Source organism: Streptomyces sp. NPDC002276 (genome assembly GCF_053891435.1).
Genome location: NZ_JBSFCQ010000008.1, coordinates 78,853 through 100,219 on the forward strand (window position 1 = coordinate 78,853; position 21,367 = coordinate 100,219).

Annotated in this window: 18 protein-coding genes and 3 tRNA genes; 11 read left to right on the forward strand and 10 right to left on the reverse strand. The window is 70.6% G+C overall.

Annotation, left to right across the window (positions count from 1 at the left end; translation table 11 throughout):
* The first annotated feature begins 14 nt into the window (after positions 1-14).
* A complete protein-coding gene (locus ACWIHT_RS21350) occupies positions 15-1,106 on the forward strand; it encodes a Leu/Phe/Val dehydrogenase (RefSeq protein ID WP_456169736.1) in 1,092 nt (363 codons plus the stop codon).
* A 275-nt stretch (positions 1,107-1,381) separates the two neighbouring features.
* Complete coding sequence (locus ACWIHT_RS21355; protein WP_019061825.1) at positions 1,382-1,639, forward strand: DUF3073 domain-containing protein; 258 nt, start codon at positions 1,382-1,384, stop codon at positions 1,637-1,639.
* A 115-nt stretch (positions 1,640-1,754) separates the two neighbouring features.
* Here the strand turns inward: ACWIHT_RS21355 and purM are convergent, their stop codons facing one another.
* The 3 genes from purM to ACWIHT_RS21370 form a co-directional block, all read right to left on the reverse strand.
* Positions 1,755-2,828 carry a phosphoribosylformylglycinamidine cyclo-ligase gene (gene purM, locus ACWIHT_RS21360; RefSeq protein ID WP_456169737.1) on the reverse strand — a complete coding sequence of 358 codons (1,074 nt, stop codon included), beginning with the start codon at positions 2,826-2,828 and terminating at the stop codon, positions 1,755-1,757.
* A 33-nt stretch (positions 2,829-2,861) separates the two neighbouring features.
* Positions 2,862-4,391: an amidophosphoribosyltransferase gene (gene purF / locus ACWIHT_RS21365; protein ID WP_200713709.1), complete on the reverse strand. Its 1,530-nt coding sequence runs from the start codon at positions 4,389-4,391 to the stop codon at positions 2,862-2,864.
* Positions 4,392-4,568: 177 nt separating this feature from the next.
* Positions 4,569-5,366 carry a sterol carrier family protein gene (locus ACWIHT_RS21370; protein WP_456169738.1) on the reverse strand — a complete coding sequence of 266 codons (798 nt, stop codon included), beginning with the start codon at positions 5,364-5,366 and terminating at the stop codon, positions 4,569-4,571.
* Positions 5,367-5,552: 186 nt separating this feature from the next.
* On the opposite strand from ACWIHT_RS21370, the gene ACWIHT_RS21375 reads away from it, so the two are divergent.
* Positions 5,553-6,689, forward strand: coding sequence for an FAD-dependent oxidoreductase (locus ACWIHT_RS21375; RefSeq protein WP_456169739.1), 1,137 nt, complete (start codon positions 5,553-5,555; stop codon positions 6,687-6,689).
* A gap of 13 nt (positions 6,690-6,702) precedes the next feature.
* On the opposite strand, the gene ACWIHT_RS21380 is transcribed toward ACWIHT_RS21375, so the two are convergent.
* From ACWIHT_RS21380 to purS, 4 genes are all read right to left on the reverse strand, one after another.
* The gene (locus ACWIHT_RS21380; protein ID WP_456169740.1) at positions 6,703-7,992 is read right to left on the reverse strand and encodes a hypothetical protein; all 1,290 of its coding nucleotides are present in this window, start codon (positions 7,990-7,992) and stop codon (positions 6,703-6,705) included.
* Between the two features lie 211 nt (positions 7,993-8,203).
* Entirely contained in the window at positions 8,204-10,462 is a 2,259-nt protein-coding gene (purL, locus tag ACWIHT_RS21385) for a phosphoribosylformylglycinamidine synthase subunit PurL (RefSeq protein ID WP_456169741.1), read from the reverse strand.
* Positions 10,459-11,139, reverse strand: coding sequence for a phosphoribosylformylglycinamidine synthase subunit PurQ (gene purQ, locus ACWIHT_RS21390; RefSeq protein WP_456169742.1), 681 nt, complete (start codon positions 11,137-11,139; stop codon positions 10,459-10,461). Before purQ ends, purL begins: the two co-directional genes overlap by 4 nt.
* Positions 11,136-11,399, reverse strand: a complete 264-nt coding sequence (gene purS, locus ACWIHT_RS21395; protein WP_015659417.1) for a phosphoribosylformylglycinamidine synthase subunit PurS — start codon at positions 11,397-11,399, stop codon at positions 11,136-11,138. Before purS ends, purQ begins: the two co-directional genes overlap by 4 nt.
* Before the next feature lie 382 nt (positions 11,400-11,781).
* Between purS and ACWIHT_RS21400 the strand changes: the two genes are divergently transcribed.
* The 8 genes from ACWIHT_RS21400 (at position 11,782) to ACWIHT_RS21435 (ending at position 16,361) form a co-directional block, all read left to right on the forward strand.
* A complete protein-coding gene (locus ACWIHT_RS21400) occupies positions 11,782-12,099 on the forward strand; it encodes a histone-like nucleoid-structuring protein Lsr2 (RefSeq protein ID WP_019073805.1) in 318 nt (105 codons plus the stop codon).
* Positions 12,100-12,235: 136 nt separating this feature from the next.
* A tRNA-Gly gene (locus tag ACWIHT_RS21405) sits at positions 12,236-12,307 on the forward strand.
* Between the two features lie 80 nt (positions 12,308-12,387).
* A tRNA-Gly gene (locus ACWIHT_RS21410) sits at positions 12,388-12,460 on the forward strand.
* Between the two features lie 142 nt (positions 12,461-12,602).
* Positions 12,603-13,541 carry an ABC transporter ATP-binding protein gene (locus ACWIHT_RS21415; protein ID WP_456169743.1) on the forward strand — a complete coding sequence of 313 codons (939 nt, stop codon included), beginning with the start codon at positions 12,603-12,605 and terminating at the stop codon, positions 13,539-13,541.
* A complete protein-coding gene (locus ACWIHT_RS21420) occupies positions 13,538-14,314 on the forward strand; it encodes an ABC transporter permease (protein WP_456169744.1) in 777 nt (258 codons plus the stop codon). Before ACWIHT_RS21415 ends, ACWIHT_RS21420 begins: the two co-directional genes overlap by 4 nt.
* A gap of 20 nt (positions 14,315-14,334) precedes the next feature.
* On the forward strand, positions 14,335-15,648 hold the full coding sequence (locus ACWIHT_RS21425) for a sensor histidine kinase (RefSeq protein ID WP_456169745.1): 1,314 nt from the start codon (positions 14,335-14,337) through the stop codon (positions 15,646-15,648).
* The gene (locus tag ACWIHT_RS21430; protein WP_456169746.1) at positions 15,645-16,262 is read left to right on the forward strand and encodes a response regulator; all 618 of its coding nucleotides are present in this window, start codon (positions 15,645-15,647) and stop codon (positions 16,260-16,262) included. Before ACWIHT_RS21425 ends, ACWIHT_RS21430 begins: the two co-directional genes overlap by 4 nt.
* Before the next feature lie 23 nt (positions 16,263-16,285).
* Positions 16,286-16,361 (forward strand) — tRNA-Gly (locus ACWIHT_RS21435).
* A gap of 41 nt (positions 16,362-16,402) precedes the next feature.
* Here the strand turns inward: ACWIHT_RS21435 and ACWIHT_RS21440 are convergent.
* The 3 genes from ACWIHT_RS21440 to ACWIHT_RS21450 form a co-directional block, all read right to left on the reverse strand.
* A complete protein-coding gene (locus tag ACWIHT_RS21440) occupies positions 16,403-17,302 on the reverse strand; it encodes a phosphoribosylaminoimidazolesuccinocarboxamide synthase (RefSeq protein WP_456169747.1) in 900 nt (299 codons plus the stop codon).
* Between the two features lie 159 nt (positions 17,303-17,461).
* The gene (locus ACWIHT_RS21445; RefSeq protein ID WP_456169748.1) at positions 17,462-19,027 is read right to left on the reverse strand and encodes a N,N-dimethylformamidase beta subunit family domain-containing protein; all 1,566 of its coding nucleotides are present in this window, start codon (positions 19,025-19,027) and stop codon (positions 17,462-17,464) included.
* Positions 19,028-19,279: 252 nt separating this feature from the next.
* Entirely contained in the window at positions 19,280-21,160 is a 1,881-nt protein-coding gene (locus tag ACWIHT_RS21450) for a hypothetical protein (protein ID WP_456169749.1), read from the reverse strand.
* Positions 21,161-21,367 lie beyond the last annotated feature (207 nt).

The following is a 21,367-nucleotide window of genomic DNA, read 5'->3' on the forward strand; positions in this document are numbered from 1 at the left end:
CAGGAGTCACCACAGTGACCGACGTAGACAACGGCGTCCTGCACACCCTGTTCCACTCGGACCAGGGCGGTCATGAGCAAGTCGTGCTCTGTCAGGACCGGGCCAGCGGCCTCAAGGCCGTCATCGCCATCCACAACACCGCGCTGGGCCCCGCGCTGGGCGGCACGCGCTTCTACCCGTACGCGAGCGAGGCCGACGCCGTCGCCGACGCGCTCAACCTCGCCCGCGGGATGTCGTACAAGAACGCCATGGCCGGCCTGGACCACGGCGGCGGGAAAGCCGTGATCATCGGTGACCCGGAGCGCGACAAGACCGAGGAACTCCTGCTCGCCTACGGCCGGTTCGTGGCATCGCTGGGCGGGCGGTACGTCACCGCGTGCGATGTCGGCACGTATGTCGCCGACATGGACGTCGTGGCGCGCGAGTGCCAGTGGACGACCGGCCGCTCGCCGGAGAACGGCGGCGCGGGCGACTCCTCCGTGCTGACCGCCTTCGGCGTCTTCCAGGGCATGCGGGCCAGCGCGCAGCACCTGTGGGGCGATCCGTCGCTGCGCGGCCGTACGGTCGGTATCGCGGGCGTCGGCAAGGTCGGGCACCACCTGGTGGAGCACCTGCGGGACGAGGGCGCCGAGGTCGTGATCACCGATGTGCGCGAGGAGTCCGTACGGCGGATCCTCGACAAGCATCCGACCGGTGTGCGGGCCGTCGCGGACACGGAGGCGCTGATCCGGGTCGAGGGGCTCGACGTCTACGCCCCCTGCGCGCTCGGCGGGGCGCTCGACGACGAGACCGTGCCGGTGCTGACCGCCAAGGTGGTGTGCGGCGCGGCCAACAACCAGCTCGCGCACCCGGGCGTGGAGAAGGACCTCGCGGACCGCCGGATCCTCTACGCGCCGGACTACGTGGTGAACGCGGGCGGGGTGATCCAGGTGGCCGACGAGCTGCACGGGTTCGACTTCGAGCGGTGCAGGGCGAAGGCCGCGAAGATCTTCGACACCACGCTGGCCATATTCGCACGTGCGAAGGACGACGGTATTCCGCCGGCCGCGGCGGCCGACCGGATCGCCGAGCAGCGGATGCACGAGGCAGCCGCGCGGAACAGGTGAGCCGGTACCCGTCGGCGAAGACTTCGAGAGAACTCTCACGTTCGTCGGCGGGTCGCCTGCCAAGAAGTGGTTAAAATCGCGGTTGACCAGCGAGGACAGGGCACCTCGCGGGTCCTCTGGCCCGGCACGTGCTGCGGGCGACGTACCGTATGGGCGCGGGCTCAGGTACCGTGGAAGCCCTACGGACCGGTCTCTCCACGGAGAGTCCGTTCCAGATCATGAACGCGTGTCAAGACTCTGAGGCCACCGAGCCTCGTATCCGAGGGGGTCGAGCCATGGGGCGCGGCCGGGCAAAGGCCAAGCAGACGAAGGTCGCCCGCCAGCTGAAGTACAGCAGCGGCGGGACTGACCTCTCGCGTCTGGCCAATGAGCTGGGCGCTTCGACTTCGAGCCAGCCGCCGAATGGCGAGCCGTTCGAGGACGACGACGAGGAAGAAGACGACCCGTACGCTCAGTACGCGGATCTCTATAACGACGACGATGAGGACGAGGACGACGAGTCCGGTCCTCAGTCGCAACGTCGCGGCGCTTGACGCAACAGCGTCCCTCCGCAGTTTCCGCATATCCGGAACAACTGCACCTCACCCGGTCCGGGGCAACACCGCCGGACCGGGTTTTGTGCTGCCGTTGATCAGGCAGCCGTCGCGATCAGGCTGAGTAGTCGCCGACCATGGCCGCGCCCGTCGCGTGGTCGCCGCGCTCGGTGATCTCGCCGGCGATCCATGCCTCGACCCCGCGGTCGGCCAGGGTGTCGAGGGCCACGTCCGCGGACTCCTCGGGGACGATCGCGATCATGCCGACGCCCATGTTCAGGGTCTTCTCCAGCTCCAGGCGCTCGACCCGGCCGGTCTTCCCGACGAGGTCGAAGATCGGTGCCGGGGTCCAGGTGGAGCGGTCCACGATCGCGTGCAGGCCGTCCGGGATCACCCGGGCGAGGTTGGCGGCCAGTCCGCCGCCGGTGATGTGCGAGAAGGCGTGGACGTCGGTGGTGCGGGTCAGCGCCAGGCAGTCCAGCGAGTAGATCTTCGTGGGCACGAGGAGTTCCTCGCCGAGGGTGCGGCCGAGTTCGTCGATCCGCGCCTCCAGGTCGAGGCCGGCCTGGTCGAGCAGGACGTGCCGGACGAGCGAGTACCCGTTCGAGTGAAGTCCGGAGGCGGCCATGGCGATGACCGTGTCACCCGTGCGGATGCGATCCGCGCCGAGCAGCCGGTCGGCCTCCACGACGCCCGTACCGGCGCCGGCGACGTCGAAGTCGTCCGGGCCGAGCAGTCCGGGGTGTTCGGCGGTCTCGCCGCCGACCAGGGCGCAGCCGGCCAGCACACAGCCCTCGGCGATGCCCTTGACGATGGCCGCGACACGCTCGGGGTGCACCTTGCCGACGCAGATGTAGTCGGTCATGAAGAGCGGCTCGGCGCCGCACACCACGATGTCGTCCATGACCATCGCGACCAGGTCGTGGCCGATCGTGTCGTAGACGCCGAGGCGGCGGGCGATGTCGACCTTCGTGCCGACGCCGTCCGTGGCGGAGGCGAGCAGGGGGCGCTCGAACCGCTTGAGGGCGGAGGCGTCGAAGAGGCCGGCGAAGCCGCCGAGGCCGCCGAGGACCTCGGGGCGCTGGGTCTTCTTCACCCACTCCTTCATGAGTTCTACGGCGCGGTCGCCGGCGTCGATGTCGACACCGGCAGCCGCGTAGGAGGCACCGGAAGCGGGACTCTCAGACATTGCCTGGGATCTTTCGGGTTGGCGGTACGGGGCTTACGGGCGACGGATCGCGTCGGCCGCGGCCGTGGCGGCCGGACCGGCCGCCAGCTCGGTCTCCAGGAGCTGCTTGCCGAGCAGCTCGGGGTCCGGGAGGTCCATCGGGTACTCGCCGTCGAAGCAGGCGCGGCACAGGTTCGGCTTGGCGATGGTGGTCGCCTCGATCATGCCGTCGAGGGAGATGTACGAGAGGGAGTCGGCGCCGAGCGAGGTGCCGATCTCGTCGATGGTCATGCCGTTGGCGATGAGTTCCGCGCGGGTGGCGAAGTCGATGCCGAAGAAGCAGGGCCACTTCACGGGCGGCGAGGAGATCCGGATGTGGACCTCGGCTGCTCCGGCCTCGCGGAGCATGCGCACCAGCGCCCGCTGGGTGTTGCCGCGCACGATCGAGTCGTCGACGACGACCAGGCGCTTGCCCTTGATGACTTCCTTCAGCGGGTTCAGCTTCAGGCGGATGCCGAGCTGCCGGATGGTCTGCGAGGGCTGGATGAACGTACGGCCGACATAGGCGTTCTTCACCAGACCGGCGCCGAAGGGGATGCCCGAGGCCTCCGCGTAGCCGATGGCGGCCGGGGTGCCGGACTCCGGAGTCGCTATGACCAGATCGGCGTCGACGGGAGCTTCTTTGGCGAGTTTCCGACCCATCTCGACGCGGGAGAGGTACACGTTCCGCCCGGCGATGTCGGTGTCGGGGCGGGCCAGATAGACGTACTCGAAGACACAGCCCTTGGGCTTCGCTTCCGCGAATCGGGAGGTGCGCAGGCCGTTCTCGTCGATGGCGACGAACTCGCCCGGCTCGATCTCGCGGACGTAGGCGGCGCCGCAGATGTCGAGGGCGGCGGACTCGGAGGCGACGACCCAGCCGCGCTCAAGGCGGCCGAGGACCATCGGGCGGATGCCCTGGGGGTCGCGGGCCGCGTAGAGGGTGTGCTCGTCCATGAAGACGAGGGAGAAGGCGCCCTGGACCTGCGGGAGGATCTGGTGGGCCGCCTCCTCGATGGTCAGCGGCTTGCCGTCCGGGTCCTCCTGGGCGGCGAGCAGGGCCGTGAGGAGGTCGGTGTCGTTGGTCGCGGCCACGCGCGGGGTGCGGCCGCCCTCCTTCTTGGGGAGGTCGGCGACCATCTCCGCGAGCTGGGCGGTGTTGACCAGGTTGCCGTTGTGGCCGAGCGCGATCGAGCCGTGCGCGGTGGCGCGGAACGTCGGCTGGGCGTTCTCCCAGGTGGAGGCCCCGGTGGTCGAGTAGCGGGCGTGACCGACCGCGATATGACCCTGGAGCGAACCGAGCGAGGTCTCGTCGAAGACCTGGGAAACGAGGCCCATGTCCTTGAAGACGAGGATCTGAGAGCCGTTGCTGACCGCGATTCCCGCGGATTCCTGGCCTCGATGCTGGAGGGCGTAGAGCCCGAAGTAAGTGAGCTTGGCGACCTCTTCACCGGGAGCCCAGACTCCGAAGACGCCACAAGCGTCCTGGGGTCCTTTCTCGCCGGGGAGCAGATCATGACTGAGTCGACCGTCACCACGTGGCACGGCACCGAGTGTAGGCGAGATCGACCACTGGTCCGAATTCGGGATACACGCCCGCAATGGATCACTCGCCTACGCCACCGCTCTCACCAGCCAAAACACGGAAAGGGACGCTACGACGGCCGCGCCGCCCGCCCTACGAGGTGAGCGGTCGCACATCCTGCCGCGCCCGAACCGCCCTCAGGACATGATCGGCAGCAGTCCCCCGAGGTCGGCCCGCTCCCCACTGGCCCGCACCTTCGCGTCTTCCACGGCGTCCTTCCACGACGTCCGCCCGGTCGCGAGCCGCAGCCAGGTCAGCGGGTCGGTCTCGACGACGTTGGGCGGGGTGCCGCGGGTGTGCCGGGGCCCTTCGACGCACTGCACGACGGCGTACGGCGGGATCCGCACCTCGGTGGAACCGCCGGGCGCCTTCACCGCGAGGGCATCGGCGAGGAGGCGGGTGGCGGCGGCGAGGGCCTGACGGTCGTAGGGGATGTCGAGGCCGGGGACGGCGGCGTTCAGGTCGTCGGTGTGGACGCAGAGTTCGACGGTACGGGTGACGAGGTAGTCGGCGAGGGGGATGGCGCCCGCGTTGGTGTCGAGCGGCCGGGTGCCGGGGTGGGCGTCGAGGCGGGCGGTGAAGTCCTGCTCGATGCCGGCGAGGTAGGTGTCGAGGTCGGGGTTCCGCTCGGCGAGCCGGTGGGCCAGGTCGGCGAGGGCGTCGGAGTTGGCGGAGGTCGCGAACGGCCAGTCGAGCAGGGTGGCGTCCGCCGCGCCGGGCTCCGGCCGGTCGAGGAAGCGGCCGATCGCGGAGAGCGCGGCCCCGATGTGCGCGACGAGTTCCCGCACGGTCCAGTCGCCGAGCCGGGTCGGCAGCGCGAGCTGCTCGGCGGTGAGGGCCACCACCGCCTCCCGTACGTTCCCGAACTGGGCGAGCACCGCGGTGCGGGTCCTGGCCGGGTCATAGGTGCGGGCGCGCTTCTTGGCCGTGGGCATGACGGCGAGCCTAGTGCTTGTCGGGGGTGGTCTCACGGCGTTTTCCGCGCGTGCGGGAGGGCGTCGTGTCGGCGGTCTGTCGGGGGTGTCGGCGGTGCGTCGGCGGGCTGTCGGCGGCGGGTTGGAGTCTGGCCGGGATCCCGTCGGACGGCCGTCCGGTGGGCCCGCCGTACCCAAGGAATCGTCATGACCACGCATGTCACCATCATCGGCGCCGGACTCGGCGGACTGACCCTCGCCCGCGTCCTGCACGTCCACGGCATACCGGCCACGGTCTACGAGGCGGAGGCATCGCCGATGGCCCGGGTGCAGGGCGGAATGCTCGACATCCACGACTACAACGGTCAACTCGCCCTGGAAGAAGCCGACTTGATGGACGAGTTCCGCGCCATCGTCCTGGCGGGCCGCCAGGCGAGCCGCATCCTCGCCCCGGACGGAACCGTCCTGCACGACCATCCCGACGACGGCACGGGCCGCCGCCCCGAGGTACAGCGCGGCGAGCTGCGGCAGATCCTGCTCGACTCGCTCCCGGCCGGCACCGTGCGATGGGGGCACAAGGTCACCGGGGTGCACGCGCTCGGCGAGGGCCGGCACGAGGTGGTCTTCGCGGACGGCGGCACCGCCGTCACCGGCCTGCTCGTCGGCGCGGACGGCGCCTGGTCCCGCGTACGGCCGCTGCTGTCCGACGCCGTCCCGGAGTATTTCGGCCGGACCTTCGTCGAGACCTACCTGTACGACGCCGAGACGCGGCATCCCGCCGCCGCGAAGGCGGTCGGCGGCGGATCGCTGTTCGTGCTCGACAAGGACGCGAAGGGGAGGTGGATCGGGGCGCACCGGGAGAGCGGCGAGACGCTGCACTCCTATGCGACGCTGATCAGGCCGCAGGAGTGGTTCGACCGCATCGACTTCACCGATGCCGCCGCAGCCACCGCGCGGATCGCCGCGGAGTTCGACGGCTGGGCCCCCGAGATCACCGCCCTGATCACCGACAGCGACACCCCTCCGGTGCTGCGCCCTCTCAACTCCCTGCCGATCGGCCACCGTTGGGACCGGACACCGGGTGTGACCCTGGTCGGCGACGCCGCCCATCTCTCCCCGCCGGACGGCGAGGGCGCCAACCTCGCCATGCAGGACGGCGCCGAACTCGCCCTGGCCGTCGCCGCGTTCCCCGACGACGTCGAGCGGGGGCTCACCGCGTACGAGGAGGCGCTGTTCCCCCGTAGCGCCACGGCCGCCGTCGAGGCAGTGGCCGTCAACGAGGCCCTGGGCCAGGACCTGCTCGCCTTCTTCGGCCAGAGGGCCCGGGGCGAGCAGGAGGCCTGACAAGCGAACCCGGTCAGGTCGTGGACGGTTGGAACGTGGCCGTGGCCGGGAACTTCAGGTCGGTGCAGTCGCGGCGGGCGGCGACGTCCGTGACGTACGCCTTGAAGAGGGCCTGGAGTCGCTTCCGGACGACCTTGTTGTACGGATAGTCGATGCTCAGCGTGTGGACGGCCGGCTGTCCGGCGCAGGTGGAGGAGGCCCACCACACGTTGTCGTCACGGTCGTAGCCCGCCGTGCCGGGCTTCAACGCCACCTGTTCCCGGCCGAAGTGGTCCGTCGCGACCTCGCGTGCCTCGTCGCCGAAGTAGGAGTCGGTCCGCAGCCAGAACGGCGCGACCCGGAGCACGTCGTCGAGGCTGTCGGCGCCGACCTCGTCCTTGCCGAGGCCGGGCCACATCCCGCGCACCTCCTGGCCGCTCACCCCGAGCAGGCAGCTTTCCTCCTGCGCGTGGGCGGCAGGGGCGCCCAGGGCCCGGTCGGGGAAACGCCAGCGGCCCTCCGCCCGGATGTACCCGGCGTACCAGCCGCACGTTCCGCCGGCCGACTTCGCGTTCACCAACTTCGCGCTGGGCGTGGGCAGTTCGGCCGGAAGCGCGGGCAGCGTGGCCGTGCAACCGAGCTTCTTCGCCGCCCGTACGGCCGCGGTGCGGGCCAGCCCCGCGAGCGTTCTGCGGTCGGCGTCCGTGACCGGGGCGTCCTCGAAGTACTTGGCCACGGTCATGGTGTTGACGGACGTCATCCGGCCCGACTCGTCGGCGCACTCGGCTTTCACCACGGCCGCGTTGCCGTAGTACACACCGAGCCGCCCGTCACCGATCGGGTATGCCGCGGTCTGCCCCGCCTGCTGTGTGATGTCGGCCTTCGCCGGCCCGCCCAACAGCCCGAACGGGTCGTCCCACCCGCTCACCAACTGCGCGAAGTCGTCACTCGGGTTCGCCCAGACCGAGAGCAGGAAGTGGCCGTACGTCCTGCCCGACTTGCCGACCCGGTAGATCTGACACCGCGCGGACTTCGAGGCGGTACCGAGGTCGCCGATCGAGTCGTCGTCCTCGCTGCCCGCCCGCGCCCTCGTCGTACCGCCGTTGAGGTCCAGCACCTGGTCGGGGTCGACGAGTCCGGCGCAGGCCTTCGCGATCCGGTCCCGGCTGGCGGACCGGTCGAGGTGGTCCTCGGTCGCCAGCCACAGCCCCCAGCCACCCGCACCGACCCCGAACACCGCTGCCACGGCCACGAGTTGGTTGAAGGCGTTGCGCCGACGGCTCCCTCGGTCCGGAGTCAGCCAGCGGGAGCGCGGAAAGGGCACCCGGGCACGCTCGGAGGCTTCAGTCGTGTTCTCACTCCGGAAGCTCACGCGTGCCTCCGGCCGCCGCCGAACTCGCTTGTCCTCACCGGTACTTCCATGTTCCCGCTCCCCCGTTCCACGCCCACAGCCCGTCGAAGTTAACACGAGCGAAGGCCCTGCCCGGATCCCGGACAGGGCCTTCGCATGCGTTCCTACGACGACTTACGACGACCTACGCCAGCAGCGCCGGGATCGTCGCCTCGTGCGCCTCGCGCAGCTCCGCCAGGGACAGCGCGAACTCGCCCTGAACGTCTACCGATTCGCCGTCCACGACACCGATGCGCGTGACCGGCAGGCCCCGTGCGCCGCACATGTCGTTGAAGCGGAGTTCCTCCGAGCGCGGGACGGCGACGACCGCGCGGCCCGCCGACTCCGAGAAGAGGAACGTGAACGCGTCCAGGCCGTCCGGGACGATCAGGCGCGCGCCCTTCTCACCCAACAGGGCCGATTCCACCACCGCTTGGATCAGACCGCCGTCGGACAGGTCGTGCGCCGAGTCGATCATGCCGTCGCGGGACGCGGAGATCAGGATCTCGGCCAGCAGCCGCTCCCGCTCCAGGTCGACCTTCGGAGGCAGTCCGCCGAGGTGGTCGTGGACGACCTGCGACCAGGCCGAACCGCCGAACTCCTCACGGGTGTCGCCGAGGAGGTAGATCAGCTGGCCCTCCTCCTGGAAGGCGACCGGTGTGCGCCGCGCGACATCGTCGATGACGCCCAACACCGCGACCACCGGGGTCGGGTGGATGGCGACCTCGCCCGTCTGGTTGTAGAGCGAGACGTTGCCGCCCGTGACCGGGGTGCCCAACTGCTGGCAGGCGTCGGCCAGTCCACGGATGGCCTCCGCGAACTGCCACATCACCGCCGGGTCTTCGGGCGAACCGAAGTTCAGGCAGTCGGAGACGGCCAGCGGCTTCGCGCCCGTCGTCGCCACGTTCCGGTACGCCTCGGACAGCGCCAACTGCGCGCCCGCGTACGGGTCCAGCTTCGCGTACCGGCCGTTGCCGTCCGTCGCGATGGCCACCCCGAGGCCGGTCTCCTCGTCGATGCGGATCATGCCCGAGTCCTCGGGCTGCGCCAGCACCGTGTTGCCCTGCACGAAGTGGTCGTACTGCGAGGTGATCCACTTCTTGGACGCCTGGTTCGGGGACGACACCAGGGCCAGGACCTGGGACTTCAGTTCCTCCGAAGTCCCGGGCCGGGCAAGCTTGTTGGCGTCGTCCGCCTGGAGCGCGTCCTGCCAGGACGGGCGGGCATACGGGCGCTCGTAGACCGGGCCGTCGTGCGCGACCGTGCGCGGGTCGACGTCCACGATCTTGCCGCCGTGCCAGAAGATCTCCAGCCGGTCGCCGTCGGTCACCTCACCGATGACTGTGGCGATGACGTCCCACTTCTCGCAGATCTCCAGGAAGCGGTCGACCTTCGACGGCTCGACGACCGCGCACATCCGTTCCTGCGACTCGCTCATGAGGATTTCCTCGGGAGAGAGCGTCGAGTCACGGAGGGGTACGTCGTCCAGGGTGACCGTCATGCCGCCGGAGCCGTTGGACGCCAACTCGCTTGTGGCGCAGGAGAGTCCGGCCGCGCCCAGGTCCTGGATGCCGACGACCAGCTTCTCGGCGAAGGCCTCCAGGGTGCACTCGATGAGGAGCTTCTCCTGGAAGGGGTCGCCGACCTGGACGGCGGGGCGCTTCGAGGGCTTGGCGTCGTCAAAGGTCTCGGACGCGAGGATCGACGCGCCGCCGATGCCGTCGCCGCCCGTGCGGGCGCCGTAGAGGATGACCTTGTTGCCCGCGCCGGAGGCCTTCGCGAGGTGGATGTCCTCGTGCCGCATGACGCCGATGGCGCCCGCGTTGACCAGCGGGTTGCCCTGGTAGCAGGCGTCGAAGACGACCTCGCCGCCGATGTTGGGCAGGCCCAGGCAGTTGCCGTAGCCGCCGATGCCCGCGACGACACCGGGCAGTACGCGCTTGGTGTCCGGGTGGTCCGCGGCACCGAAGCGCAGCGGATCCACGACCGCCACCGGCCGCGCACCCATCGCGATGATGTCGCGCACGATGCCGCCGACGCCCGTGGCCGCGCCCTGATACGGCTCCACGTACGACGGGTGGTTGTGCGACTCCACCTTGAAGGTGACCGCGTAGCCCTGGCCGACGTCGACGACGCCCGCGTTCTCGCCGATGCCCACGAGCAGCGCGTCGGAGTGCGGGGCCTTCTCGCCGAACTGGCGGAGGTGGACCTTGGAGGACTTGTACGAGCAGTGCTCGGACCACATGACGGAGTACATGGCCAGCTCGGCGCCGGTGGGCCGGCGGCCGAGGATCTCCACGACCTTCTCGTACTCGTCCTTCTTCAGGCCGAGTTCGGCCCAGGGCAGCTCGACGTCGGGGGTCTCGGCCGCGTGCTCGACCGTGTCCAGAGGCGTCCGGCTCATGCGTTGACCAGCTTCTTGAGGATCGAGGTGAAGAAGGGGAGGCCGTCGGTGCGGCCGGACCCGATGAGCGGCTCGACCGCGTGCTCGGGGTGCGGCATGAGGCCTACGACGTTCCCGGCGGCGTTCGTGATGCCGGCGATGTCGCGCAGCGAGCCGTTCGGATTCAGGTCCAGGTAGCGGAAGACGACGCGGCCCTCCGCCTCCAGCTCGTCGAGCGTGCGCTCGTCGGCGACGTAGCGGCCGTCCATGTTCTTCAGCGGGATGTGGATCTCCTGGCCCGCGGTGTAGTCACCGGTCCAGGCGGTGTCCGCGTTCTCCACCCGCAGTTTCTGGTCACGGCAGATGAAGTGCAGGTGGTTGTTGCCGAGCATCGCGCCGGGGAGGAGGTGCGCCTCGGTGAGGACCTGGAAGCCGTTGCAGATTCCGAGGACGGGGAGTCCCGACTTCGCCTGCTCGATGACCGTCTCCATCACCGGCGAGAAGCGGGAGATGGCACCCGCGCGCAGATAGTCGCCGTAGGAAAAACCGCCCGGGAGGACTACCGCGTCCACCTGGTGGAGGTTCTTGTCCTTGTGCCAGAGGGCGACCGGTTCGGCGCCGGCGAGGCGGATCGCGCGCTGGGTGTCGCGGTCGTCGAGGCTGCCCGGGAAAGTGACGACGCCAATACGAGCGGTCACTTCGCGGCCTCCGCGACTTCCTCCACCTTGACGGTGAAGTCCTCGATCACGGTGTTGGCGAGGAAGGATTCCGCGAGATCGTGGATGCGGGCGAGCGCGGCCTCGTCGACCGGGCCGTCAACTTCCAGTTCGAATCGCTTTCCCTGACGTACGTCGGAGATGCCTTCGAAACCCAGGCGCGGCAGCGCACGCTGGACCGCCTGGCCCTGGGGGTCGAGGATCTCCGGCTTGAGCATGACGTCGACTACGACGCGTGCCACTGGCACTCCCGGTGTTGTGGTGCTGAGCGTGTTCCTGCGGGTCTTCGACAGGTGTCTTCAGACTACCCGCACAAAATTTCTACGCGAGTAGAGTTGTAGGAATCTACGTGAGGACCGTCACGATCCGGCATCGAGTGGGGGTCTTCACGAAAAGTTCAGGGAAAGATCCCGGATCGATCCAGGTTCACTATTGCGCGGAGACACGCGGGAAGATTTAGTCGGGCTTCACATTGCATTGCCGGGCACTGTACAAATGAATTGGCAATAGCCGATACTTTGCCCAATAACAGGCGGACAGTCGACATCTCCGCACCTCCGTGGCGTCTCCGTGCGCCCTCGCGGATAGTGCGGTTTCAGGTGTCGCACGAAGGGACCGATATTCGTGGCGCAGAAGGTCGTGGTCACTCTCTTTGACGACATCGACGGCTCGGAAGCGGCGGAGACGATCGCCTTCGGACTCGACGGCAAGTCGTACGAGATCGACCTGAATCAAGCCAATGCCAAGAAACTGCGTAAGGCGCTCGCGCCCTACGTGGACGCAGGTCGCAAGCGGTCGAGGTCGGGCAAGGCCTACCGCCAGACCGAGGTCGCCCCCGACCCGGCGGCCGTCCGCGCCTGGGCACAGGCGAACAAGATGGACGTACCGGCCCGCGGACGCATCCCCAAGAAGGTCTACGAGGCGTTCGCCGCCGCGCAGTAGTGCGGACCGTGGGACTGGGCCGACGGCCGGTCACCGGGCCCTCGGGGGAACCGACTTGCGCTGCACCCCTCCTGGTCAGCTAGAGTTCGGAGCACGCCGAGGGGCGAGGCCGAAAGGCCCAGCTCACGGAGTACATGCGGGTGTAGTTCAGTAGCAGAACATCTCCCTTCCAGGGGGAAGGCGCAGTGTGCAATTCCTGTCACCCGCTCTGCATCGCCGTCCGGACCACTCTGGTGGATCGGGTAGGCTGGTGCTCGCGCCGACTGGTGAGAGCCGGTCGGAGGCAATGCGGACGTAGCTCAGTTGGTAGAGCGCAACCTTGCCAAGGTTGAGGTCGCCAGTTCGAACCTGGTCGTCCGCTCAAGCGAAAACCCCCGGTCCACTGGACCGGGGGTTTTCTCATATGCCCGGCACCCGCTGTCCCGTGTCCGTCTGACATTTGTCATGCCGAGTGATGACACCGCACACTGCCGCCGCGCCCCCGCCGCCGGGACGCTGGAGTCATGGACACCAACGAACACGAACACGTGATTGAGGTCACCGACCTACGCCGTGTGTACGGGGGCGGGTTCGAGGCTGTGCGGGGGATCACATTCTCCGTGCGGCGCGGAGAGGTCTTCGCGCTGCTCGGCACCAACGGCGCCGGCAAGACCTCGACCGTCGAGGTATTGGAGGGACTCGCGGCGCCGTCCGGCGGCCGGGTGCGCGTCCTCGGCCACGACCCCCACACCGAACGGGCCGCCGTACGGCCGCGGACCGGCGTGATGTTGCAGGAGGGCGGCTTCCCGTCCGAGCTGACCGTCGCCGAAACCGCGCGGATGTGGGCCGGGTGCACGAGCGGGGCCCGGCCGGTGCCGGAGGCGCTCGCGCTGGTCGGGCTTGAGCGGCGGGCCGCCGTACGGGTGAAGCAGTTGTCCGGGGGTGAGCGGCGGCGGCTCGATCTCGCGCTCGCGCTGCTCGGGGAGCCCGAGGTGCTGTTCCTCGACGAGCCGACGACCGGGCTCGACGCCGAAGGGCGCCGGGACACCTGGGAGTTGGTGCGGGCACTGCGCGACGGCGGGACGACCGTGCTGCTGACCACGCACTACCTGGAGGAGGCAGAGGGCCTCGCCGACCGGCTGGCAATCATGAGCGAGGGGCGGATCGCGGTCACGGGGACACCGGACGAGGTGACGGCGGGGCGGCCCTCGCGGATCTCCTTCGAGCTGCCCGACGGGTACTTCATCGGGGACCTGCCGCCGCTCGGCGAGCTGGGCGTCGTCGGGCACGAGGTGGACGGGAGGGTCGTACGGCTGCGGACGCATGAGTTGCAGCGGGCGGCGACCGGGCTGCTGGTGTGGGCCGAGCGGGCGCGGATCGAACTGCGGCGGCTGGAGCTGCGGTCGGCCTCGCTGGAGGAGGCGTTCCTGGGGATCGCGCGGGAACAGGAGGTGGCCGTATGAACGCCGTGGTGAGTACTCCGGCGGGGCGGATGCGGGCGCTGGGGCGGGCCGAGCTGAGCCTGCTCGGGCGGAACCGGAACGCGGTGGTCACGGCGCTGTTCGTGCCGTTGGCGCTGCCGTTCAGTGTGCGGCCCGCGATCGACCAGATGGATCTGAAGGGGGAGGGGCTGTCGGTCGGCTCGGTGATGCTGACCGCCGCGATCGGGTTCTCGCTGCTCTTCGCCGTGTACTCGTCGCTGGTGAGCGCGTTCGTCGCGCGCCGGGAGGAACTCGTCCTCAAGCGGCTGCGCACCGGGGAGCTGGGCGACTCCGAGATCCTCGCCGGGACCGCGCTCCCGGCCGTGTGCCTCGGGTTCGTGCAGTCCCTGCTGCTGGCCGCCGCCTGCGTGCTGCTGCTGGACGCCGGGGCGCCCGCGAAGCCCCAACTCGTCGTCCTGGGGCTGCTGTTCGGGCTCGTCCTGAGTGCCGCGCTGGCCGCTCTCACGGCCAGTGTGACCAGGACGGCGGAGAGCGCGCAGGTGACCGCGCTGCCGGTGGTGCTGGTGTCCATGATGGGATCCGGGATCATCATCCCGCTCCAGCTGCTGTCCGACCGGGTCGCCGACGTCTGCCGGTTCCTTCCCTTCTCCCCCGCGATCCGGCTGATCGGCGGCGGCTGGAGCGGCGACCTGTCCGGCTCCGACGCCCTGGGCACCGCCCTGACCGCGCTGGCCTGGACCGTCCTCGCGGTGTTTGCTGTACGGCGGTGGTTCCGGTGGGAACCGCGGCGCTGAGGTACGGGGAGCACAACGGCATGCGGACACTTGTTGGCTCGCGCGACTCCGGCGGCTGGTGGGGGCGGAAGAGCACGCCGGGGAAGGTCGAGACGTACACCCGTTGGACCTTCCACTTCTTCGTCCTGGTCGAGATCGGGGCGATCGGGCTGCCGTTGTTCGGCCAGGTCGGGACGGACATCACGGGCTGGCTGGCGGCGGCCCTCGTCGTCCACGCCCTGCTCTGCTCCGTCACCGCCTCCCGGGCCCTCGACTGGACCCGCGACCGGCGGCCACAGCCCGTACGGCTGCTGTGGGTCCTCGGCGCGGTCACCGTGCTGATCTCCGTCGCCGCGATCGTCGTGCGGGAGCGGGACTCCGGCGGTGACGAGCTGCGGACCGCCGCGAGCACGGTCTTCGTGGGCGTGCTGGGCTTCGGCGCGGGCACGCTCACGCTCGGGGTGCGGGGTCGGCGGCACGTTCTCGCGGTGGTGGCGGGTGCGGTGGGCGCGGCGCTGCTCCTGCAACTCCCGCTGGGCGTGGCCGCGCCCGCCGCGCTCGGCACGGTGATCGCCGTCCTCTTCGCGGCCGGGGGGCTCGCCTTCACCGCCGCGTTCTCCGTCTGGCTCCTCGACGCCGTCTACGAACTCGACGAGGCCCGCGACACCCGGACCCGGCTCGCCGTCGCCGAGGAACGGCTGCGGTTCGGGCGCGACCTGCACGACGTGATGGGCCGCAACCTGTCGGTGATCGCGCTGAAGAGCGAACTCGCCGTACAGCTCGCCCGGCGCGGGCGGGCCGAGGCCGTGGAGCAGATGATCGAGGTGCAGCGGATCGCACGGGAGTCGCAACGGGAGGTACGGGATGTCGTACGGGGCTACCGCGAGACCGCGCTCGACGTCGAACTGGCCGGAGCGCAGGGCGTGTTGAGCGCCGCGGGCATCGAGTGCGAGGTGACCGGGGAGGCGGCGGGACTGCCGACCGAGGTGCAGTCGGCGCTCGGCTGGGTGGTCCGCGAGGCGACGACCAACGTCCTGCGGCACGGCAACGCGGGGCGCTGCGCGGTCGCGGTCCGGGTGGCGGAGGGGAGCGTGGTGCTGACCGTGGAGAACGACGGGGCGAAGGCCGTGGGCGACGGGGGGATCAGGGGTGGGGGTGCCGGTTCCAGCGGCAGGAGTATCGGTTCCGGCGGCGGGGGTATCGCTTCCGGCGGCGGTGGGGCGGGGCTCGTGGGGCTGCGGGAGCGGTTGACCGCCGTAGGCGGGGAACTGGAGGCGGGGGCTGTGGACGGCGACCGGTTCCGGGTGGTGGCTACGGTGCCGCTGGGCGCGGGGGCGGGGGGTTTCGCGTCATGACCGCCGACGTCGTACGGCTGCTGCTCGCCGATGACGAGCATCTGATCCGGGGGGCGCTGGCCGCGCTGCTCGGGCTTGAGGACGATCTGCTGGTGGTCGCGGAGGCGGCGACCGGGCCCGAGGCGCTGGCCATGGCGCGGGCGCACCGGCCCGATGTGGCCGTACTGGATCTACAGATGCCGGGGGCCGACGGTGTGAAGGTCGCCACATCGCTGCGCGCCGAACTGCCCGGCTGCCAGGTCCTGATCGTGACCGGACACGGGCGGCCCGGGCATCTGAAGCGGGCGCTCGCGGCCGGTGTGCGCGGATTCGTCCCGAAGACGGTCAGCGCGCAACGGCTCGCGGAGATCATCCGCACGGTGCATGCCGGACAGCGGTACGTCGACCCGGAGTTGGCCGCCGACGCCATCTCCGCCGGGGACTCCCCGCTGACCGCACGTGAGGCCGAGGTCCTGGAACTGGCTGCGGATGGTGCACCGGTCGCGGAGATCGCCGAACGAGCCGCGCTCTCGCAGGGCACCGTACGGAACTATCTCTCCTCGGCCGCCTCGAAGCTCGGTGCCGAGAACCGTCATACGGCAGTGCGTCTCGCACGCGAGCGAGGTTGGGTATAGTTGCTCTCGCGCCACGGCGCAGCGCGGACGTAGCTCAGTTGGTAGAGCGCAACCTTGCCAAGGTTGAGGTCGCCAGTTCGAACCTGGTCGTCCGCTCCAGCGAAAACCCCGGTCCGGGTGGACCGGGGTTTTTTCGTCCCCTAGGCCCAGTTGAAGCCGGTCAGGCGCTCGTACGCCTCGATGTACTTCCCCCGGGTCGCGTCCACGACCTGCTGCGGCAGCGCCGGCGGGGGCTGCTCGCTCTTGCGGTCCCAGCCCGACTCCGGCCCGGTCAGCCAGTCACGCACGAACTGCTTGTCGTACGACGGCTGCGCGCGCCCCGGCTCCCACTCCTCGGCCGGCCAGAACCGGGACGAGTCCGGGGTGAGGACCTCGTCGGCGGCGATCAGGGTCTCGCCCTCGAAGCCGAACTCGAACTTGGTGTCCGCGAGGATGACGCCCCGGTCCCGCGCGATGTCCCGGGCCCGCCCGTAGACGGTGAGCGTCGCCTGCCGCAGCTGCGCGGCGGTGTCCGCACCGACCTGCCGGGCGACCTCCTCGTACGACACGTTCTCGTCGTGCTCCCCTACGGCGGCCTTGGTGGCCGGGGTGAAGATCGGGGCGGGGAGTTCACTGCCGTCGACCAGGCCCTCGGGGAGGGCGAGGCCGCAGACCGTGCGGGACGCGTTGTACTCCAGCAGGCCGGAGCCGGTGAGGTAGCCGCGGGCCACGCACTCCACCGGGACCATCTGGAGGGACTTGCAGATGAGGGTGCGGCCGGCCCAGTCGGCGGGGGCGCCGGGCGGGAGGTCGGTGCCGAGGACGTGGTTGGGGATCAGGTCGGCGAGCTGGTCGAACCACCAGAGGGAGAGCTGGGTGAGGACACGGCCCTTGTCCGGGATCTCGGTGGGCAGCACCCAGTCGAACGCGGAGATGCGGTCGCTGGCGACCATCACGAGCTGGCCCGCCTCGTTCTGGTACAGCTCGCGCACCTTGCCGGTGTGGAGGTGCGTCAGGCCCGGGACCTGGAGCGGCTCGGGCTTTTCTACGAATCCGGACACGGGTTCCTCCAGTGGGTCTGTCCAACTGGCTTGATTGTCCCGTATGGGCGGCCGCCTCCGGACAGGGGGTGAGGTGACCTCGCGGGCCGGGGGCGGTCGACCTCGTACGTGTGGGTCAGTGGTGCTGGTACGTCTGGTCAGTCGTGCTGCTACATCTGGTCAGTCGTGCTTACAGATGCGGTCCAGGAGGTTGGCGGTGGCGCGCTGGACGCGGGCGTCGACGTGGCCGGGGCGGTCCAGGGCCGGTGACCAGGCGAAGGTGCCGGAGGCGAAGACGAGGGAGCCGGAGGGCGCGCGGTAGAGGGAGGTCTCCTGGTGGCGGAGGGCGCCCTCATTGTCCGTGTACGGGGAGTGCGCGAGCAGGATGCGCTCGTCGTGCGGGGGGAGCTGGGTGCGCGGGAAGTACCGGTCGGCCTCGCCCGCGACCAGGCCCTCGATGCCCTCGCCCTCGGCGGTGCCGGTCGCCTCCCACAGCCAGTGGTCGGCGTTGCGGACGACCAGCGGGTGCGGCTCGGGCACCCGGCCCGCGTACTGGATCCCCACCAACTGCTGCTCGGGGCGGTCGACTTCGCGCCACAGCACCGGGCGGCCCGGGCCCCGGCGCTTGCGGCAGGTGAGCAGCCGGTCGGGGACACCGGACGGCGAAGGGGCCAACTCCACTTGCCAGTACATGGTGTTGGCGGAGAGGAAGACGAGGGACGTGCCGTGCTCGCGGGCCAGTTCGACGGTACGGCGCATGGGGGTCGACCAGTACTCGTCGTGGCCCGGGAAGACCAACCCCCGGTAACGGGTGGGGTCCACGCGGCCCGAGTGCAGGTCGCGGGCGTCGGCGTAGGCGAGGTCGTAGCCGTAGCGCTCGGCCCAGCGGATGAAGTCGTAGGCGTGGCCCACGTGCAGGGGCAGGCCCGCGCCCGCGTACGGGCGGTCGAAGGAGACCGTCGTCGCGGCCTCGGACTCGCCGAGGAGGCGGCCGTCGGCGTCCCAGGCGTGGTAGAGGCTCGCGCCGGTGTGGCCGTCCTCCGGGTAGAGGTTGTACGCCTGCCACGTGATGTCCGGCAGGAGGAGGAGAAGGTCGGCGGGGTGGCTGTCGCGGACCGTGAACGGGATGTGGGAGCGGTAGCCGTCGGCGGTGGTGAGGACGGCCACGTAGGCGCCGATGCTCCAGTAGCTCGGGATCTGCAACCGCCAGGACAGCCACCAGTGGTGGCAGGAGACCGTGCGATCGGCGGTGAGCGGCGGGGGCTGGACGATGCCGGAGAGGCGGGGGCTGGTGGTGATCTTGGCGGCGCCGTCACCGCCGTAGTGGCCGATGCGGTAGATGTCGACGCCGAACTCCTGGGGCGGGTCGACGGTGACGTGGAAGTCGAGGGCCTCGCCGGGTGCGACCGCGCTGGCCGAGGTGAATCCCTTGATCTGGCGGTGGACGTCGTCGGCGGAGCGGGGGGCGCCACCGGTGGACGCGGATGCGCGCGGGGCGGGGACCTTGGGGGTGTTCCTGCCGGAGGTGTTCCTGCCGGAGGTGTTCCTGCCTGGGGTGTTCCTGCCGGAGGCGTGCGCCGGGGGCTGGGCGGGGGCCGGGTCCACGTACCAGGGGACGACATGGCCGGTGTCGTCGAAGTAGGTCTCGCTGCCGCGGAGCCAGGGGACGGGGCCCTGTCCGAAGGGGTCCGTCACGGCGTGCGCCAGCGCTCCCGACTCCCAGCGGCGGATCTGCTCCGACCCCATGTCACTCCCCTCCCTCGTGCCCCCGTGGTGGTTCTTCGTTGGTTCCTCGGTGGTTCCTCGGTGGTTCCTCGGTGGTTCTTCGCCCAACTGTCGTATGCCGCAAGCCTTTGCCAGACACCGGACGGCGTACGGGATCGGCCCCAGCACATCACATTAAGCACTCACTCTGTCACTGGTCGTTGCGAATTGACCAAAAGTGGAGGTCGGGGTTCCGATACGCGTGAGGCGCGTGAGGGGTGGCGGGGCGCGACCTCAGACGAGGCGTACCGGCTTCTCCGGGCGTATGCCCAGGTCGATCAGCCAGGCCCGCAGCGGGGCCGGGTCGCCGTCCTCCACGAGACTGAGGACCCTCGGGGCGAGGTCGACCGCTCGCGAACCGTTGACGAGCAGGGTGGGGCCGTCGAGCCAGTCGAGGCCGGGAGTCGCGCCGGCCGTGTCCATCGCGGCGCAGCACACCATCGCTGTGACGTGATCGGCGAGCAACTCCCGTCCCGTGCGCGGTGGTTGGAGCGGGAAGAGGGGCAGCGAGCCGTCGTCCCAGAGTGCGGAGTCGGGGCCCTGTCCGGGCGGCGCCGAACCGGTCGCCGGGGTCGCCTCCTCCTCCCGCGCCAACTCCGCGGTGAGCCCGGCGGCGAGCGCCGCGCTGTGCGGCGAGCAGCTTTCGCCGAGCTCTTCGTCGTCGTCGGCGGCCATGGCCTTGTAGGGCTCGGGGGAGGGACGGTCATGGACGGGAGGCTCGGCAAAGGGTTCGGTGGTGGGTCGGTCGAGGTCAACCGGCCCCAGGGAAACGGCAGTTCCGTCGACCGCGGCCGACTCCGCGTAGCGGCCGGAGGCATCCGCCGCCGGGTCCGTGAGGTGGTCCACCACCCGGGCCAGGGTCGGGGCGTCGTGGTGCGGGGCGACCGGGTCGGGGGAACGGCGGACGCCGAGGGTGTCCAGGACGCGGTGGAGGCGGGCCGCGTCGGTGCGCCAGGTGCGGTCGACGACCTCCTCCGGGTACTCCTGCCAGTCCACCGGCGCCCAGTCGGGACCGGCCTCGGCCGGGCCGCCGTGGAAGAGGCGGGCGGCCAGCAGCGAGGTCGCCTCGTCGATCGTGCCGGGCTCTTCGAGCAGGTCACAGGCAGGGCGCTCGCCGAGCCGGGAGGCGAAGCCCTCGGCCAGGCGGTCGCGGCGGGACAGCTCGGTGAGTGCCGCGACGACGCCCGCGTCCAGGCGGGACGGCCAGCGGCCCATCCGCCACGCGGGCAGCGCGACCCGGGTCAGCAGCCGGTCCCAGCCCGCGTACGCCAGCCCCACCTGCTCCTGGGCGACGATCCGCAGTCCGTAATCCACAGCCTGTGCACGCTCGGCGGCAGCGGCGGCCACGCCCCGCTCCATCTCGGCCGCGTGCCCCCGGCAACTGCGCAGCAGCAGCCGGGCCACCCAGCCGACACCGGCCAGCACCGAGCGGAACACGGGACCTCGCGGTGCCGAGGTCACGGCCACCGCCGCGTCCAGGCCCCGTACGAAACGGCGGGCGGCGGCTATGTCCGGGTGCGCGGAAGGTCCCGTACCCGCGACGACCGGGGCGAGCACCGCGCGCAGCTCACCGACCCGCATCCACCACAGGAACGGCGAGCCGATGACCAGGACGGGCGCGGCCGCCGTACGACGGGAGCGCGCCGGGGTGAGGCCCCGTACGCCCGTGATCTCGTCGCGGTCCTCCTGCGGGAGCGGGCCGTGGGCCCGGTGGGTGCGGTCCTCCAGCCAGCTGTCGCAGTCCGGGGTGAGGGCTATCGCGGAGGGCGCGGGCACGTCGAGGCGGTCGGCCAGGTCGCGCACCATGCGGTACAGGTCGGGGGCGGACTCCTCGGCGATCGCGACCGTAGGACTCACGGCGGGGCGGGAGCGGGCGACGACCAGCGCGATCGCGCCGGCCGCGAGCAGCACGAGGACAGCGGCCACGCCCATGATCCAGCGGGCCAGGTCCCAGCCCCGGCCCATGAGATGGCCGGAGGAACCGCCGGCGAGCAGGATCACCGCGACGGCGGCGGGCAACAGGGCGACGGCCAGCGCGCGGCTGCGGATGCGCAGCACGGCCAAGGCCCGGGAACGCGCCGCCTGCGCGCCCGCCTCCACACCCATACCGGTCACGACCGGACGTCACCCCCTCCGTGCTGTCCCGCTCTGCTGGCGTTGCTCACTCCCCCACTGTGGCACCCGCCACTGACATCGCAATGCCGGTGGGCCAAGTGCCGGAACGCTTGCGCCGCACCATAGTTGGGGCCCCGGCCCCCGTCAGCCGGATGGGGCATCGGTCACTCGATGGAATGGCTCAGGGGAAAGGTGGACGACGGAGGG

Excerpts from the sequence above, each read along its gene's own strand:
- ACWIHT_RS21355 (WP_019061825.1), top strand. The coding sequence starts at position 1,382 with ATGGGGCGCGGCCGGGCAAAGGCCAAGCAGACGAAGGTCGCCCGCCAG.
- purM (WP_456169737.1), bottom strand. The coding sequence starts at position 2,828 with ATGTCTGAGAGTCCCGCTTCCGGTGCCTCCTACGCGGCTGCCGGTGTC.
- ACWIHT_RS21370 (WP_456169738.1), bottom strand. The coding sequence starts at position 5,366 with ATGCCCACGGCCAAGAAGCGCGCCCGCACCTATGACCCGGCCAGGACC.
- ACWIHT_RS21375 (WP_456169739.1), top strand. The coding sequence starts at position 5,553 with ATGACCACGCATGTCACCATCATCGGCGCCGGACTCGGCGGACTGACC.
- purL (WP_456169741.1), bottom strand. The coding sequence starts at position 10,462 with ATGAGCCGGACGCCTCTGGACACGGTCGAGCACGCGGCCGAGACCCCC.
- ACWIHT_RS21415 (WP_456169743.1), top strand. The coding sequence starts at position 12,603 with ATGGACACCAACGAACACGAACACGTGATTGAGGTCACCGACCTACGC.
- ACWIHT_RS21420 (WP_456169744.1), top strand. The coding sequence starts at position 13,538 with ATGAACGCCGTGGTGAGTACTCCGGCGGGGCGGATGCGGGCGCTGGGG.
- ACWIHT_RS21425 (WP_456169745.1), top strand. The coding sequence starts at position 14,335 with ATGCGGACACTTGTTGGCTCGCGCGACTCCGGCGGCTGGTGGGGGCGG.
- ACWIHT_RS21430 (WP_456169746.1), top strand. The coding sequence starts at position 15,645 with ATGACCGCCGACGTCGTACGGCTGCTGCTCGCCGATGACGAGCATCTG.
- ACWIHT_RS21445 (WP_456169748.1), bottom strand. The coding sequence starts at position 19,027 with ATGGGGTCGGAGCAGATCCGCCGCTGGGAGTCGGGAGCGCTGGCGCAC.